The sequence below is a fragment of the Rossellomorea sedimentorum genome, from assembly GCF_046237645.1.
Classification (GTDB): domain Bacteria; phylum Bacillota; class Bacilli; order Bacillales; family Bacillaceae_B; genus Rossellomorea; species Rossellomorea sedimentorum.
This window is the reverse complement of record NZ_CP143546.1, coordinates 1,853,880-1,868,802: the sequence shown is the minus strand read 5'-3', so window position 1 is coordinate 1,868,802 and position 14,923 is coordinate 1,853,880. Positions and strand designations below refer to the sequence as shown.

Sequence of the window (14,923 nt, the reverse complement as noted above, 5' to 3'; positions counted from 1 at the left end):
TTCCGTTTAAACTTCTCCAAACATAAAAACAAGAAAAAACAAGCGGCGGAAATCTTCCCGTCGCTTGTACGAAATCATTATCGTGTTAGAGCATGTTCTACTTTGATACAGCGGTCCATAATAACGGTATATCCTTTACTTTTTAAAAAGTCATAGGCTTCTTCATTGATAACACCCAGCTGTGCCCAGAAAATGTCTGCATCGATTTCATCGAATTCTCTTGCGATTTCAGGAAGAAATTCTGATCGGCGGAATACATTGACAATGTCAACATGTCTACCGATATCCTTTAGCGTCGGAACTGCTTTGACTCCAAGTGCTTCATCAATTGTCGGGTTGACAGGGATAATTTCATATCCGTTGTCCTGCATAGCCTTGGAAACCATGTAAGAAGTTCTCTCGGGATTGTCACTCAATCCGACGACGGCAATCACCTTCGCCTTATCGAGCAGGGGTTTCATTTCATTTCGGGTTAGAAATTCCATCGTTTTTCATCTCCTCCCTAACATTATTTCGTTATTTAAGGAAAATATCCTGCAGAAAAAAGCTGATCTAATGGTTTTTTACCCGTTTAGATCAGCTTAAATCCTATTTTATTCTTCGATGATCCCTTTAGAGATAAGGAACTCTCTGGCGACATCTTCCGGTTCTGCTTTATCAATATCTACTTTTGCATTCAATTCGCTCATTTCTTCCTCTGTAATCTGTCCTGCAAGTGCATTGATGGCATCTGCCAACTCAGGGTGCTCATCCAACACTTCCTGTCTGACAATAGGTGCCGCGTAGAAAGGAGGGAAGAAACCTTTATCATCTTTAGTAGTCGCAAGATCATATCGCTGAATCCGGCCGTCAGTCGTAAAGGCAGGAATCAAGTCAACATCTCCATTTTTTACTGCTTCATACATGATGTTAGGGTCATAACTTTCTGTATTTTTAAAATTGAAGCCGTACGCTTTGACAAGATCATCATATCCGTCCCCTGGGCGTTCATAGAATTGGTGAGGGGCTCCGAATACCATGTTTTCTGAGACTGGTACCAGCTCAGAATAAGTTTCTGCGTCGAATTCTTCTCCTTTACGGTAAGCAAGGGTATACGTGTTTTCGAAACCAAGCGGCTCAAGCCAGGTTACGCCATACTCTTCTTCATACCCGCTTTTAACCTGCTCATAGATTTCATCAGCGCTTGCACCTTCTTCTGCTTCTTCTTTCAATACAGCTTTTAAGCCTGTTCCTGTATATTCGACATACATATCAATGTCGCCTTTTTCAATTGCCGGTGTGAGGATGGATACCTCCCCTAGGCCTTCTTTTCGCTCGACATTCAAGTCTGTTTTAGCTTCAATGACTTGAGCAAGCATTTCTGTGAGGATGTATTGTTCTGTCCACATTTTCCCTGATACAACTACTGTATCGTTTTCTCCGCCGTTTCCGCATGCTGACAGGATCAGCAATAGAGAAAGTGCGATTACCGTTAACCTTTTTTTCATGGTCCATAACTCCTTCATTATTTTCTGGCCTTCAATCCCTTAGGTGTTGTGGCCTTTTCCAAAAGTTTTAATAAATAATCAAAAAATAGTGCAAGCAATGCAGCCGGGAGTGCACCAGCAAGGACAAGGCTGTTATTCCAAGAAGATAACCCCCTGTATATGATGTCTCCAAGTCCGCCGGCTCCGACAAATGTAGCCAGTGTGGCCACTCCAACAGTCAAGACCGTTGCTGTTCGGATCCCTGCCATGATAAAAGGAAGGGAAAGCGGAAGCTCAACTTTATAAAGAAGCTGCCGTTTTGTCATTCCCATCCCTCTTCCCGCCTCTATGACGGCTTGATCTACGCCGGTAATCCCTGTAAAAGTGTTTCTAAGGATGGGGAGAAGCGCATAAACCGTCAGGGCAACGATCGCAGTGGCACTTCCTGTCCCGAGCAATGGAACGAGAAACCCGAAGAGCGCAAGGCTTGGGATAGTTTGGAACACAGCTGTAATTCCGATGAAGAACTCTGCTGAACTTTTTCTTCTGGATATGTAGATCCCAAGGGGAAGCGCGATTAAAATGGCTATAAAAATAGCGACAAATGAAAGGATTAGATGTTCAATCAGCCCCTGCATGATGTCATCAGATCGGCTGGTTACCGTGTTTAGAAAAGTAGTAACAATATTACCCAGCATGAGGTGATCCCTCCTTATCTGCGATGGAGCGGAGGATATCTTCTTTCGTCACAAAACCGATCGCATCACCATTTTCCTCAACTATTAAGAAATCAGCTTTCGTGTTCAGCAGTTCTTTAGCCGCTTGCGATAAAGAGGCACCTGATGGAATTGCCTGTCCCTGCTTCAGCGTGTTCTGTCCTGCAGCCATGGACATCACATCATTCACCACAAGCGTAATCTCCTTGTTCATTCGATGCTCCCCGATGAACGTTTTGACAAATTCATTGGCAGGACTGGTAATGAGTTCATTGGGGGAGCCGTACTGTTCTATTACGCCATCCCTCATCAAAGCAATATTGTCGGCAATCTTTAGAGCCTCATCCATATCGTGAGTTACAAACACTATCGTTTTATGTATTTTCTTTTGCAGGCTTTTCAACTCATCCTGCAGCTGTTCACGGCTGATCGGGTCCAGCGCGCTGAACGGCTCATCCATGAGAATAATCGGTGGTTCTGCCGCAAGTGCCCGTATGACGCCGACACGCTGCTGCTGTCCGCCGCTTAGCTCAAGCGGATATCTCTTTTTGTATACTTCCGGCTCAAGGCCGACAAGTTCCAGCAATTCATCCACCCTCGGTTCATACTGTTCCTTCTTCCACCCTTTAAGCTTGGGAATAAGGGCGATGTTCTCCTCGATCGTCATATGTGGAAGCAAACCGATCCTCTGAATGACATAGCCTATATTCCTGCGCAATTCCACTTCGTTTTTGGATGCAATCTCTTCACCGTTTATGTATATATTGCCGTCCGAAGGAACAATCAATTTATTGATCATTTTCATGGTGGTCGTTTTACCGCAGCCGCTTGGTCCGATCAGGGCCGTCAGTTCACCTTCCGGAATTACAAGGTCGATCCCCTTAATAGCCTCCGTTCCATCCTCAAAAGTCTTCCTTACATTCTTAAATTCAATCATCACAACACCTGCTTAAAATATAAGATCGTCATATTAATTCCCTGCCCACAACAAGTTAAACATATATCGGACTTATTTTAAACAGATTACGCTTGAGGAATACACTAAAAAGAGGGGACGGCCAGTCAGGGGCATACTGGCTTGGCAAAAATATAAGTTATTCAATGCAATTGTTGATAGAACCCTTATTTTTGTTAATAGAGCAGCTAAAGTTGTTAATAGAAGCATGTCTTCCTATAAAGACCTTGATATTTGTCAAGAGAGCGGCCGTTTTAGATGGTAGAACAATAATTTTCGCTTATAGAACAAAACTCGCTGAACCCATATCAATTCTGTTTAATAGAACCACCCTTCTCTCCCAAAATGGCTGCAAAAAAACACCATCCAGGGTAAAGCCTGGATGGTTCCACATAATCACTTACGTTTCATTTTTATCCTTCCGCATCAGTACTTGTTCCACAATAATGGCTGCGATGGTTCCGATGATCAGCCCATTGTTCAGGATGGAAGCGGCCACAGCGGGGACTCCTGCAAACGCGACGGGAGGGACAAACATCAGTCCCACTCCTGCAATTAAAGCTATGCCAGCCGCAAAATTCGATCGTTCTGCGTTTTCTTCTTTTTTATATTCACCGAGGGCCAAGCCGACCATGTTGATAAAAATGACATAGGTAACGGCATATCCTACCGGGGCCGGAAGGGTGGCCAGGATGTTCATCAAGTCTGGGAACAGACTGATAACGACTACAAGGGAAGCTCCCAAAACAAAAGGAATGATGGAAAGGATACCTGTTGCGGAAACGAACCCAGCAGCTCCTGATATTGGAACCGATCCTACTGCAGAAAATAGACCCCCCAGCACCTGATTGACCCCGGATACGATTCCCGCCTGGTTATACCTTCTATGTAGTTTCATGTCATTCTGAGCCATGACTTCCTCCATGACACGTATAGAAGCAATCATATTGGTGATTAATAACAAAGTAATGAAAAAGGACGTTATAATGACACCTAAGTCAAATTTCGGCAGGCCGAACACGAATAATCCGGGTAAAGATATAATTTCCCCTGCTGTCTGCGGAATACTTCCTGCTTTCCCAATCAACAGAAAAACAAGCCAGCCTATAACTAATGAAAAAATAATGGAATACCGTTTAATCCAATCGACTTTATGGCGTGATAGATATAAAGTCAGGAAAAATGTGAACAGACTGCCTGCCATGATCGTAAAATCAATCGAAGTCTGCTCACCCGATAGTCCGAACATTCCTTTAATGAACGAACCGCTTAATTGCAAGATCAGCAGCAGTAAGTATACAAAAGTAATGGTCGGAGTAAATAGCTTTGTCAGCTTTGATAATCCACCTGTTATCGCAAAGATTAAGAAGAACAATCCGCTGACGAGCATTCCGCCTTGAAGGAGTTGCAACACTTCATTGGAGGTCCCATAAATGGTTCCGACAAATCCGGCATAGATGGCAAAAACGCCCCACCAGAGTCCAGCGGGTCCTTCATTGATAGGCATCTTATGTCCAATCAACGCTTGAAGGACTCCGGCCGCCCCCAGCACGAACATAGTTCTTTGAATAAATCCCGCCGTTTCTGATGGAGGCAAATTGAACAAATCAGCTATGGCAATTGGAGCCGCTATCGAACCGGCAACCATGAAAGCCATCCACTGCAGCCCTGTTAAAAACATCTTCATAGTGACACCTCATTCTGGACAATCTACCCTACATTCTAGCACAACCATTTCAATTCATCTGTTTCTTTTCATCGTGATTCACTACAAAGTAGATTTTCAAAAGAATATCTTATAAAGGTTCGTATAGAATAATATTAGTAACTTATTATAGCTGGTCATAATTTTTTCCTTCGTATCCTCCCCAATTCACTGGTTTCATGGTAAAATAATTGTTACTTATAGAAAAACACCGCTTCTTATGAAATGCGGTACTCAGGTTAAAGGGGTTGTAACAGTGATCATTGCTCTTATTATTGTTTTAGCTTATTTATTAGGATCCATTCCTTCTGGACTCATTATCGGTAAGGCTTTCTTTGGGAAAGATATCAGAGAACATGGGAGCGGTAATCTTGGCGGTACGAACAGTTTCAGGACGCTCGGCGTAAAAGCGGGTATGGTGGTGACCATCATGGATATTCTAAAAGGTACGGCGGCTGTCCTGCTTCCTATCCTTTTTGATTCTGATCTTCATATGCTGATTGCCGGTGTTGCGGCAGTCATCGGTCATATGTATCCTGTTTTTGCAAACTTCCGCGGAGGTAAAGCGGTAGCTACATCAGGCGGTGTCCTCCTTGGATATGTTCCGGTTTTATTCTTCTTATTGCTTCTTGTGTTTTTTATTTGTTTATTTGTTACTAAATATGTCTCTCTCTCATCGATTCTAACTGCGATATTTTCTTTTGTTTATACTCTGTTTACAGGCGATGTACCGCTGATCATTGTCGTAGGAGCACTTGCCTTCTTTGTAATATACAGGCATAGAGCAAATATCGTAAGAATCAAGAATAAAACAGAGCCTAAGATAAAGTGGCTCACCTTAAAAAGAGGATAATATTATTCATGGTCCGGCGGAGACATGAAGATGTCACTTGCAAAATCCTGCAGGCATTTTTATTCGCCACTCAGTAAAACAGGGAACTCATTCATTGAGTAAGTAGTCCACTTTAGAGGTACAAACCTAGCATACGAATTTGCACCATTTTTCGTATGCTATTTTTTTATTGATATAACTTTCAACTGTATTTTTGTGTCTATATTCACATCACGTTTCCGCAATATTTTATAGTCTTTTGATTTACGTGGTGGATTCACTTGCGTAACGGTAAAAAACAAAAAAGGTTTTATCCATTAAGGTGAATTCGATTTTTTGGGAGTAAAATAACTTGATTCTTTATTTCAGACCCACTCGACCATAGAGGCAAGGACCAGATTTTTAAAACAGCTCCATGAGATCATATAATAAGGGAAGAATTTCCCTTTATAGAAGAAATGCGGAGGAAAATAGGTCAAATAGGGGGAAAATCTTCCGCTATTAACTAAAAAAACATGAAAATTAGATTACTGAGCAGGCTTAACGGTAAATTCTTCCCTTATTTACCTCTCTCCAGCTAAATTCTGCAGTTTAGCGGGAAAAATTCCTCTTATTTTAAGTCCCCTTTCTCTTCACTTGGTGAAATGGATTTAATATGTAACTTTTATAACGAATTCATAATAAAAAGCAGTCCGACTGCTTTTTCTAGTTTTGACCACCAAAACTGAACTACTAATTCATTGAGTTCCCTCTCTCCCGATTGCCTATCCTTTTATAGTCAAATTATGAGAAATAAATCAAAATGTTCATGAAAATGGTCATGGGAGGATGCCCCACATCGTTAAAGTACTGAGGATAGGAGCCTCTTCTGTCACAAAAATGGCAGGAAGGCCCTCAATGTAGGGTTAATAGATTACAAGCCTTATAGGAAAAAGCTCCCTTCACCACAATAATACTGGATGAGGGAGCTGATATCGTCCTTTATTTCGTTAATCCTTCACTGATCGTATTGATGTTCCATTCCATCATCGAGATATAGGTGTCACCTTCTTCACCCGGTTCTGCCAATGAATCGGTGAATACTTTCCCCATAATCGGCACGTCTGTTTCTCTGGACACAGCTTCCATGCTGCGCGCATCTATGCTCGTTTCAAGGAACAAGCCTGTGATCTCTTTTTCATTAATGATATCTACAATTCTTGTAATTTGGTCTGGTGTCCCTTGATTTTCCTGATTGATCTCCCAGATATATTCTGCCTGGAATCCATAGGCATCACTAAAGTATTTAAACGCCCCTTCACTCGTTACAAGAACTCTCTTTTCTTCCGGAATTTCATTGAATTTCTTTTTTGCCTCATTGTGTAATTTTTCTAATTCAGAAATATATTTTTCTGCATTTTGTTCATAAACTTCTTTGTTTTCCGGATCGACTTCGATTAAGCCATCGCGTGCATTTTCAGCATATTGGATTCCGTTTCGGATATCTAACCATGCATGAGGGTCTTCTTCCCCTTCATTTCCTTCTGATGTAAGGTATTTCACATCGACTCCGTCACTCATTAGGAAAACAGGTGCATCCTCCCCATTTTTCCCTGCAGTTTCCATAAGTTTATTGAACCACGAATTTCCTGCTTCCAAGTTCAATCCATTGTAAAATACAGCATCAGCATCTGTCGTTTTTTTGACATCTTCCGGTAGTGGATCATATTCATGAGGATTCGATCCAATAGGTGCCAAACTGTGAATATCAACTAAATCTCCCCCAACATTTTTTACAATGTCATACACTATGGAATACGTCGTGACTACCTGGACTTTTCCATCGTCTTGAGCTGAATTGCCCTCTGTTTTCTCAGCACCGCATGCTCCTAATACCAGTAAGGTGAAAATTGTAATCGATAGCATCGTGATTTTTTTTAACATAAATAAATTCCTCCTAAAGATATTTTTAGTTACTTTTTAAACCAATGAGGCCCGCTTTTTTTTAGCTTTAATTGTCTTCCAGAGCAACCCATGTTTTGGAGAGAACAAGAAAACAAATATAAATATTGCTGTTGCCGAAATGACAATCGTAGCACCGGAAGCCAGATTGTAGGTAAAACTGAAATACAGTCCTGCAACCGATGAAATGGTCCCGATTCCGGCAGCTATAAAGATCATCATCCATAGGCGCTCCGTCAACAGATAGGCTGCGGCTGCCGGAGTGATTAACATAGCCACCACCAACACAATTCCGACCGTCTGAAGAGAGGCAACCGTTACCATTGTAAGAAGCGCCATCAGGAAATAGTGAATCAGCCGGACTGGCAGGCCGTAAGCAGCACCCATCGTTTCGTCGAAGGAAGTCACGAGCAGCTCTTTGTAAAAAAGATAAACAGCTGTCAGGACAAATACACCAATCCCCAATGTGATCCACATATCAGAAGGCCTGACAGCCAATACATTACCGAATAAAATATGGTAAAGATCGGTACTGCTCTTCAGCATTGTGATAATAATAATCCCTGCGGCAAACATCGCGGTAAACATGATTCCTATCGAGGTATCATGTTTGATCCTGCTGTTCTGGCTTACAAAGCCAATGGCCACAGCTGTAATGATGCCTGTAAAAACCGCTCCGAAGAAAAAATTGACTCCCAGCATGTAAGAGATTGCTACTCCAGGCAACACGGCGTGCGAAATGGCATCGCCCATCAGCGCCATTCCCCTTAGGATGATGAAGCAGCCAATCACTCCACATATGATACCGACCATCACCGATGTCAGGAGTGCTTTCTGTAGAAATCCATACTGCATGACAGCATCAATGAACTCCATGTTTCTAAACCCCCATTTCATTTAAAAAGGCAAATTGCCCTTTATAAGCTTTTTCAATCACATTAGATTGAAAAACATCCGGCGTGGATCCATAACTGATCAACTCTTTATTAAGAAGGATTAACTTAGAAAAGTAATTAGTGGCTTTACTTAAGTCATGGTGAACAACCATGACTGTTTTTCCTTGCCAGCACAACTCTTTCAGGATTTTCACGATTGTTTCCTCACTTGATACATCTACACCCACGAACGGCTCATCAAGAAAGAAGACCTCTGCTCTCTGAGCAAGCGCCCTTGCCAAGAAGACACGCTGCTGCTGCCCGCCGGACAACTCTCCAATCTGCCTGTTGCTGAATTCTTCCATCCCTACTCGTTTCAAGCATTCGTAAGCCCACTCTTTTTCCTTCTTCTTGGGGCGCCTGAACAACTTTAATCCTGGGTAGGTACCAATCAGGACTGCATCCAATACGGTAATTGGAAAATCCCAATCAATATCATTCCGCTGAGGTACATAGGCAATCTTCTTTCTAACATCCTTGACTGGTTGCCCCAAGATCCTTACCTCACCTTTATCTTTTGGAATAAGATTAAGCATTGATTTCAGGAATGTAGACTTTCCCGCTCCGTTAGGGCCGATTATTCCGACCAGGTGACCGGTATCAATGGACAGACTGACTCCTTTTACAGCTTCGTCTCCATAATAAGAAACGTGCAGGTCTTGTATTGAGATAGCAAGTTCCTTCATCAATTCATCCTCCTTTTCCTTGGCTGCTAAGCCAAATTCTTAAGAAACAGTAAATTTACTTATTGCACAAGTATTTGAATAAGCTATTTATTTTGCCTTCGCGCAACTTTTTGCCTAAAAAAAATCTCTGTTCTTTTTGTCTGTATTTTTGAACTACACTATTTACCGAAACTCAAAAAGTTTCCTTAATGCAAAATATATATCCTTAACCACAAAAAGTCAACCGTTTTTGATAATTCTTTAAATACACTATTCAAAATCTTTATTTATGTGAAAAATATACACACTGACAAAATGATAGCGCGTTGTTAAACTGTCAATTATGTTTTCAATATAAGCCTCACAGGTTTCTGCCGTTTTTTGTACATCTCTGTTTATTTATGTCTTTTTCAACTTTATAATGATAATAGAAGGACTATTATCCTGTTATAAATTTAGTAGAGAGTAGTTGGTTTTAATATGAACAAAAAATTGTTTTGGGGTTCTGCTTCAGCCATCGTTTTAGTTATCATCGCCTCATTGCTGATGCTGAATCAGTTTCAGTCTGCACAGGATCCAATGAATGATACAGGCTCATACAGCCTCCATATCGGAAAGGAAATCACACTTAAAGAAAAATCTTATACCACCCAGGCTGTCATTGGGGCAATCGGGGATGTTTTGCTTCATAATACCGTCTATCAGGATGCTGAAGAAGGAGACTCGTATAATTTTTTGCCGATGTTTCAGGTTGTAGAAACCTTCTTGCAAGCTCCTGATTTTATGATTGCCAATCAGGAGTCTCTTCCAGGAGGAGCACATCTTGGGGTTTCAAGCTATCCTGCTTTCAACAGTCCTTATGAAATTGTCGATGCCCTGCAAAAGCTTGGTGTGGATGCAGTGACGACAGCAAACAATCATTCATTGGATAAAGGGACGAAAGGTGTACTTAGTGCGATCTCACACTATGAAGAAATCGGCATGCCATATACAGGATCTTTCAAAAGCGAGGAAGACCGTAAGAATATAAGAACATTCAATGTCAATGGCATTTCGTTTGCCTTGCTTGCTTATACGTATGGAACAAATGGAATTCCTGTACCACAAGGCAAGGACTACCTGGTCAATCTCATTGATTTAGATTTAATGAAGAAAGATATACAAAAGGCAAAGGAACTTGGTGTGGATATGGTGGTCTTGGCAGCTCATTGGGGAAATGAATATGAAAGGTTTCCGAATGAAACTCAACAGTCACTTGCTCGCGAATTGACCAATGCAGGGGTTGATTTGATCATTGGTCATCATCCACACGTTCTTCAGCCAATTGAGAAATTGACAACGGACGACGGGCGCGAAGCCGTGGTCATTTACTCATTGGGTAACTTCCTTTCAGGCCAGGAAGGTGATTTAAAAAATATTGGCGGGATTGCCAATGTCACAGTACAAAAAGTAATTGATGAAAATGGCAAGAGAATATCGTTTCCCGAAATTGGATTTCAACCCACTTTTGTGACTCAATCTAATTACAACAACTATCGAATACTGCCTCTCGCGGCTGCCAATCAAAGCGGACTCGTTTCATTCCCTGAAGATGAAATGGTCTCTCACGTCATGAACATCCAGCAATAAGTAAAAAGATCCTGTCCGCTATGGACAGGATTTTTTAATGAGTCCCAGAAAAAAGAATAGTATGAAACATTGCAGCTGATATAGCAAGTACTGCCAGTGCCAATACGGCGGCAGTAAACACTTTTCTCAGACCCTTTTGAATAATCCATACAAGTCCAAAATATACAACTGCAGCGGTGGCAATAAAACCGAGAGCCTCCATTTTGTACTCGGCTTTTTCCAGCTGGATAAAAGTCATAAGAATCAAACCACCGAAAATTCCTGATCCAATAATGCTAAACAATTTAAAATTGCTCATCCTTCCCCCTCCTTTTTGCATTATATAGTAGTATTTAAAATAACACAGAGAGTATGCTTCCATCCAATCATTTATCTTTTATGAGCCGATGATTGGCTGAATAAAAGGGAAAAGTCATATAATAAACGAAGACAGGGAATCGAAAGGAGTACAGCTATGAATATAACTTTTTCAAATCAAGCGCTGCAATGGTTTAAAGATGAAATGCATATAGAACAAGGAGATTTTGTCCGTTTCTATGTTCGTTATGGCGGGTCAAGCCCTCTGCATGACTCCTTCTCATTAGGAGTCAATAAGGAAGAGCCTATTGAAATAGGAGCAAAAACAGAGGTGGACGGCACTACTTTCTTTGTAGAAGAAAATGACTTATGGTTTTTTTCCGAACATGACCTTTATGTCAATTTCAATGAAAAATTGGAAGAACCATCTTATGAGTATAAGAAATAAAGACAATGCAGGTGACATGGGGGTATTTAATCCCAACGCAAACCAGTTTCCGCAATGAACTTCATTCCATGAAGAAGAGGACGAAATCATTTACGATTTCGTCCTTTAATGCTTGATTTACGATACAGACCATTATTCTATCCATTTAAATTACTCATAACCAGTTCCGTCAGCTTGCTTGGTGAGTATGGTTTCACAAGAAAACCCTCCGCGCCGAGCTTCAGGACTTTTTCTTTTTCATCAAGCGCAGTTGAAACAAATACCGGGATATCTTGTAGCTTGGCATGGTTTTTGACTTCTTTAAGGACATCCAATCCATCCATGTGCGACATGCTCAGCATGATATCAAGAATGATTGCATCAGGCGGACTATTTTCAATGAATGCCAGTGCTTCTTCTCCATTTGTGAACGTTGTGATAACAAATCCGCTCTCAGACAGTTCATTCGAGAGAAGTGAAGCAAGCTGCATATCGTCTTCCACTATGACGATTTTCCCTCTGTCTTTGCCAGAGTATGATTCTGGATTGATTTCTTCAATCCCTTTCACCCTTGGAAGGGTTACGGTAAAGGAACTTCCTTGCCCAAGCTTGGATGATAAAGCTATATCTCCGTCATGTGCTTTAATGATTTCTTTGGCAATAGCCAGTCCAAGTCCTGTCCCGCCTATTTTCCTTCTATCCGAGTTATCTACGCGGAAGAATTTAGTGAAAAGGTTAGGTATCGCATCCTCTGGAACCCCGAGCCCTTCATCTATTATGGACACATGTAGATTTTGCTTACCAGCACTCAATTTAATAGTGATGTTCCCGCCCTCAGGTGAATATTTGACTGCGTTTTGAATAAGGTTCTGGAAAACCTGCAGCAGCTTGTCCCGGTCACCCAGGACAATATCACTTTCGGAATCGCTAACAAACTGGATGTCATGGATGGAGGTATTGATTTTAATTCCTTCAATTACCTCTTTTAACAGTGGAGTCAGCGATTCATACTTTTTGTCATAAGTTTGCTTACCCGATTCCATCCGCTGTACATCAAGGAAGTCATTGATGAGCGCGGTTAGGCGGTTCGCTTCCTGATAAATCGTATTTAAATATTTCTTCTGCCTCTCCGGTTTTAACTCACGGTTTATCAATAATTCTGTATAGCCCAGGACACTGGCAAGCGGAGTCCGTAACTCATGGGACACCGTACTCACCAACTCATTCTTCATTTGGTCCGCCTCATATTCTTTGGTGAAATCACGGTGCACCAAAATCCATCCTGATAAAATATCGCCCCTGTACAGGGGCTCTGCATACACCTGGATCATCCTCGGCTGACCAGTGGTGAGTTTGTACTGGGTGTGGCCGGCGGTGTTGGTTTTACTGGTAAAAAGTTTATCTACAAAGTCATACAGTTCATCTGAGTTTTCCACCATATCCCGAATGTCATTGAACCATTTAAAAAATGATTGCTCAATATACTGCTTAGGATCCTGAAACTCATAAATGGAGGAAAAAGTTTCATTGACATGAATCACTTTTCCGCTGGTATCCAAAAGCTGTATTCCTTCATGGATAGTATTAAGGATATCGTTATTCATCATCCGATCTGCTTCGGATAACTCAAATACTTTAATCTTTTCCAAGGATATCGACACCTGTTTGGAAAGGGAGAAATATTCCTGGATTTCCTCTGCGGAATATCCGCCTGATAAGCGAGAGTAAACCATGACGGCTTCGACATTTCCACTATGTGACAAAACCGGAAGATACAAATCCCAGCAAGGTTGCTCTTCATTGTGGATCCCTTTTTCTTCACGTGGGAGTCTCCTTTTAAGTACGAACGCATGCTGTTCTTCCTGTAATCTTTCAAGGATGCCATTATCCAAATGATTGACGAATTGCTGGACACCGGTTTCTGATACGCCCCATTTAGCATACGTGTTCTCTGAATCCAGAACGACAATGATTCCTTTATCAGCACGAAGGACACCGGAGAATCCTTTGACAATGGAATTAAGCACTTCTTGTTTATCAAGTGAATTCGATAAACGGTTAATGAGATCATTGTGATGCTTCAGCTGATTTTCCCGATTTTCCATTTGCCCTAACAGGTTTTCGAGTTCAAATTGCTGGGCATGCAGTTCTTCCTGCTGTTCAGACAATTCCTCATTCGTATCCTTCAAGTGTTGTTCGTTTTCCTTAATGGAAGTAAACATTTTTATAAAACTATTTTTCAAGATGGTTATTTCATCGTTTTGTTTATCCTTAGTGAAAACAATGTCTGACTCTTCACCACGGCTGACCTTATCTGCTGCAAAAGCTAATTCCTTAAGCGGTTTACCTATCCTGTTCAAGCTGATCCGTGTGATGGACAGCAAGATGATCAGCATAAACAGAACGAAGGCAAACATCGTCCATTGCAATTTATGATAAATAGAAACCAGAGCATCACTATTGACCTCAACCCGGTTATCAAGTTCCAAACGATAACGATTTAAATTGCGTTGAAATGTTTGTATTTGAGATGTGCCGGAACTGTTGGCCCTGTTGACAATTGCCTGCATGTTCCCTTGCTCATAATCATTAATAGTCGGGGGAAGCAGCTCATTGAAATATAGGTCATGAAAGGAAATCATTTCCTGGAGAAAAACCTGTTCCTTGCTGGACAGCGGCATTTCACTATACATGCTGATAAGCTGCAGGATGTATTCCTTCTCATCCAGGGCGCTATCTTTTAAATTTTCATTTCCAAAAGCAATATACCCTCGGACATCCAGTATTGCCTGATTAAAGCTCTCGTCTATTCTGAGAATGATTTCTTCTTTCTTTTCTGCTAATTTATTCTCACTTTCATAATCTTTTTGTACCTGAAACTGAATAAATAAGATGATGCTTGCCCCTATAAGAAACAATATAATAAAGACAGCCATCAAAGCGGCAAAACGGCGGGACAAACTTGTTTGAAAGTAATTATTCATGTTCGTTTAAGATTTCCTCTACTTTATCTGCCAACAGCATCGGGCTGAAGGGTTTAGAAAGAAAGTAATCCGCACCAGCTTCCAAAATCGTTTTTTCATCTGATTTCTGGCTCTTGGCTGTAAGCATCATGATTTTAGTACCCTTATTAGAATCAGTGCTTCGAATGGTCCGTATTACCTCGAGGCCGGTTTTCAGCGGCATCATATAATCTAGTAAAATCAAATCGAATCGAGTCGATACTGCGAGGGATTCTGCTTCCTCTCCATCACTTGCTTCGTAAATTTCATACCCTTCATCTTCAAGAGTATCCATTATTAACATTCGCAGGACATCTTCATCCTCCGCTAAAAGTATTTTCTTCATGGTTCAT

14 protein-coding genes are annotated in these 14,923 nt (G+C 41.3%); 3 read left to right on the top strand and 11 right to left on the bottom strand.

The genetic code is table 11. The features are described from left to right. Nucleotides 1–77: 77 nt before the first annotated feature. The 5 genes from V1502_RS09145 to V1502_RS09125 all read right to left on the bottom strand — a co-directional run bounded on the left by V1502_RS09145 (nucleotide 78) and on the right by V1502_RS09125 (nucleotide 4,824). Nucleotides 78–485 carry a CoA-binding protein gene (locus V1502_RS09145; RefSeq protein ID WP_409254046.1) on the bottom strand — a complete coding sequence of 136 codons (408 nt, stop codon included), beginning with the start codon at nucleotides 483–485 and terminating at the stop codon, nucleotides 78–80. 108 nt (nucleotides 486–593) lie between these two features. Then, nucleotides 594–1,487, bottom strand: a complete 894-nt coding sequence (locus V1502_RS09140) for a glycine betaine ABC transporter substrate-binding protein (RefSeq protein ID WP_409254045.1) — start codon at nucleotides 1,485–1,487, stop codon at nucleotides 594–596. 17 nt (nucleotides 1,488–1,504) lie between these two features. Then, nucleotides 1,505–2,164, bottom strand: a complete 660-nt coding sequence (locus tag V1502_RS09135; RefSeq protein ID WP_409254044.1) for an ABC transporter permease — start codon at nucleotides 2,162–2,164, stop codon at nucleotides 1,505–1,507. Then, a complete protein-coding gene (locus V1502_RS09130; RefSeq protein ID WP_409254043.1) occupies nucleotides 2,154–3,119 on the bottom strand; it encodes an ABC transporter ATP-binding protein in 966 nt (321 codons plus the stop codon). Before V1502_RS09130 ends, V1502_RS09135 begins: the two co-directional genes overlap by 11 nt. A 418-nt stretch (nucleotides 3,120–3,537) precedes the next feature. Next, nucleotides 3,538–4,824 (bottom strand): purine/pyrimidine permease, encoded by a 1,287-nt coding sequence (locus V1502_RS09125; protein WP_409254042.1) that lies wholly within the window; start codon nucleotides 4,822–4,824, stop codon nucleotides 3,538–3,540. 274 nt (nucleotides 4,825–5,098) lie between these two features. Between V1502_RS09125 and plsY the strand changes: the two genes are divergently transcribed. Continuing rightward, nucleotides 5,099–5,695 (top strand): glycerol-3-phosphate 1-O-acyltransferase PlsY, encoded by a 597-nt coding sequence (gene plsY / locus V1502_RS09120; protein WP_409254041.1) that lies wholly within the window; start codon nucleotides 5,099–5,101, stop codon nucleotides 5,693–5,695. Nucleotides 5,696–6,655: 960 nt separating this feature from the next. Here the strand turns inward: plsY and V1502_RS09115 are convergent. Genes V1502_RS09115 through V1502_RS09105 form a run of 3 tightly spaced genes read right to left on the bottom strand, consistent with a single transcriptional unit; the run spans nucleotide 6,656 to nucleotide 9,236 of the window. Beyond that, nucleotides 6,656–7,597: a metal ABC transporter substrate-binding protein gene (locus tag V1502_RS09115; RefSeq protein ID WP_409254040.1), complete on the bottom strand. Its 942-nt coding sequence runs from the start codon at nucleotides 7,595–7,597 to the stop codon at nucleotides 6,656–6,658. A gap of 36 nt (nucleotides 7,598–7,633) precedes the next feature. Next, a complete protein-coding gene (locus V1502_RS09110; RefSeq protein ID WP_409254039.1) occupies nucleotides 7,634–8,491 on the bottom strand; it encodes a metal ABC transporter permease in 858 nt (285 codons plus the stop codon). Nucleotides 8,492–8,495: 4 nt separating this feature from the next. Further along, nucleotides 8,496–9,236, bottom strand: coding sequence for a metal ABC transporter ATP-binding protein (locus V1502_RS09105; RefSeq protein WP_409254038.1), 741 nt, complete (start codon nucleotides 9,234–9,236; stop codon nucleotides 8,496–8,498). A gap of 459 nt (nucleotides 9,237–9,695) precedes the next feature. Between V1502_RS09105 and V1502_RS09100 the strand changes: the two genes are divergently transcribed. After that, nucleotides 9,696–10,844: a CapA family protein gene (locus tag V1502_RS09100; protein WP_409254037.1), complete on the top strand. Its 1,149-nt coding sequence runs from the start codon at nucleotides 9,696–9,698 to the stop codon at nucleotides 10,842–10,844. A 34-nt stretch (nucleotides 10,845–10,878) separates the two neighbouring features. Here V1502_RS09100 and V1502_RS09095 read toward each other — a convergent pair whose 3' ends face one another. Beyond that, the gene (locus V1502_RS09095; RefSeq protein WP_409254036.1) at nucleotides 10,879–11,142 is read right to left on the bottom strand and encodes a hypothetical protein; all 264 of its coding nucleotides are present in this window, start codon (nucleotides 11,140–11,142) and stop codon (nucleotides 10,879–10,881) included. A 156-nt stretch (nucleotides 11,143–11,298) separates the two neighbouring features. Between V1502_RS09095 and V1502_RS09090 the strand changes: the two genes are divergently transcribed. After that, nucleotides 11,299–11,589 (top strand): HesB/YadR/YfhF family protein, encoded by a 291-nt coding sequence (locus V1502_RS09090; RefSeq protein WP_409254035.1) that lies wholly within the window; start codon nucleotides 11,299–11,301, stop codon nucleotides 11,587–11,589. 137 nt (nucleotides 11,590–11,726) lie between these two features. On the opposite strand, the gene V1502_RS09085 is transcribed toward V1502_RS09090, so the two are convergent. Both V1502_RS09085 and V1502_RS09080 read right to left on the bottom strand, forming a co-directional pair. Further along, complete coding sequence (locus tag V1502_RS09085) at nucleotides 11,727–14,552, bottom strand: ATP-binding protein (protein WP_409254034.1); 2,826 nt, start codon at nucleotides 14,550–14,552, stop codon at nucleotides 11,727–11,729. Continuing rightward, nucleotides 14,545–14,916: a response regulator transcription factor gene (locus V1502_RS09080; RefSeq protein ID WP_409254033.1), complete on the bottom strand. Its 372-nt coding sequence runs from the start codon at nucleotides 14,914–14,916 to the stop codon at nucleotides 14,545–14,547. Before V1502_RS09080 ends, V1502_RS09085 begins: the two co-directional genes overlap by 8 nt. Nucleotides 14,917–14,923: the final 7 nt, after the last annotated feature.

Coding starts and splice junctions, on each gene's coding strand:
- V1502_RS09090 (WP_409254035.1), top strand. CDS start 11,299: ATGAATATAACTTTTTCAAATCAAGCGCTGCAATGGTTTAAAGATGAA.
- V1502_RS09105 (WP_409254038.1), bottom strand. CDS start 9,236: ATGAAGGAACTTGCTATCTCAATACAAGACCTGCACGTTTCTTATTAT.
- V1502_RS09135 (WP_409254044.1), bottom strand. CDS start 2,164: ATGCTGGGTAATATTGTTACTACTTTTCTAAACACGGTAACCAGCCGA.
- V1502_RS09140 (WP_409254045.1), bottom strand. CDS start 1,487: ATGAAAAAAAGGTTAACGGTAATCGCACTTTCTCTATTGCTGATCCTG.
- V1502_RS09145 (WP_409254046.1), bottom strand. CDS start 485: ATGGAATTTCTAACCCGAAATGAAATGAAACCCCTGCTCGATAAGGCG.
- V1502_RS09130 (WP_409254043.1), bottom strand. CDS start 3,119: ATGATTGAATTTAAGAATGTAAGGAAGACTTTTGAGGATGGAACGGAG.
- V1502_RS09080 (WP_409254033.1), bottom strand. CDS start 14,916: ATGAAGAAAATACTTTTAGCGGAGGATGAAGATGTCCTGCGAATGTTA.
- V1502_RS09110 (WP_409254039.1), bottom strand. CDS start 8,491: ATGGAGTTCATTGATGCTGTCATGCAGTATGGATTTCTACAGAAAGCA.
- V1502_RS09115 (WP_409254040.1), bottom strand. CDS start 7,597: ATGTTAAAAAAAATCACGATGCTATCGATTACAATTTTCACCTTACTG.
- V1502_RS09100 (WP_409254037.1), top strand. CDS start 9,696: ATGAACAAAAAATTGTTTTGGGGTTCTGCTTCAGCCATCGTTTTAGTT.
- V1502_RS09085 (WP_409254034.1), bottom strand. CDS start 14,552: ATGAATAATTACTTTCAAACAAGTTTGTCCCGCCGTTTTGCCGCTTTG.
- V1502_RS09125 (WP_409254042.1), bottom strand. CDS start 4,824: ATGAAGATGTTTTTAACAGGGCTGCAGTGGATGGCTTTCATGGTTGCC.
- V1502_RS09095 (WP_409254036.1), bottom strand. CDS start 11,142: ATGAGCAATTTTAAATTGTTTAGCATTATTGGATCAGGAATTTTCGGT.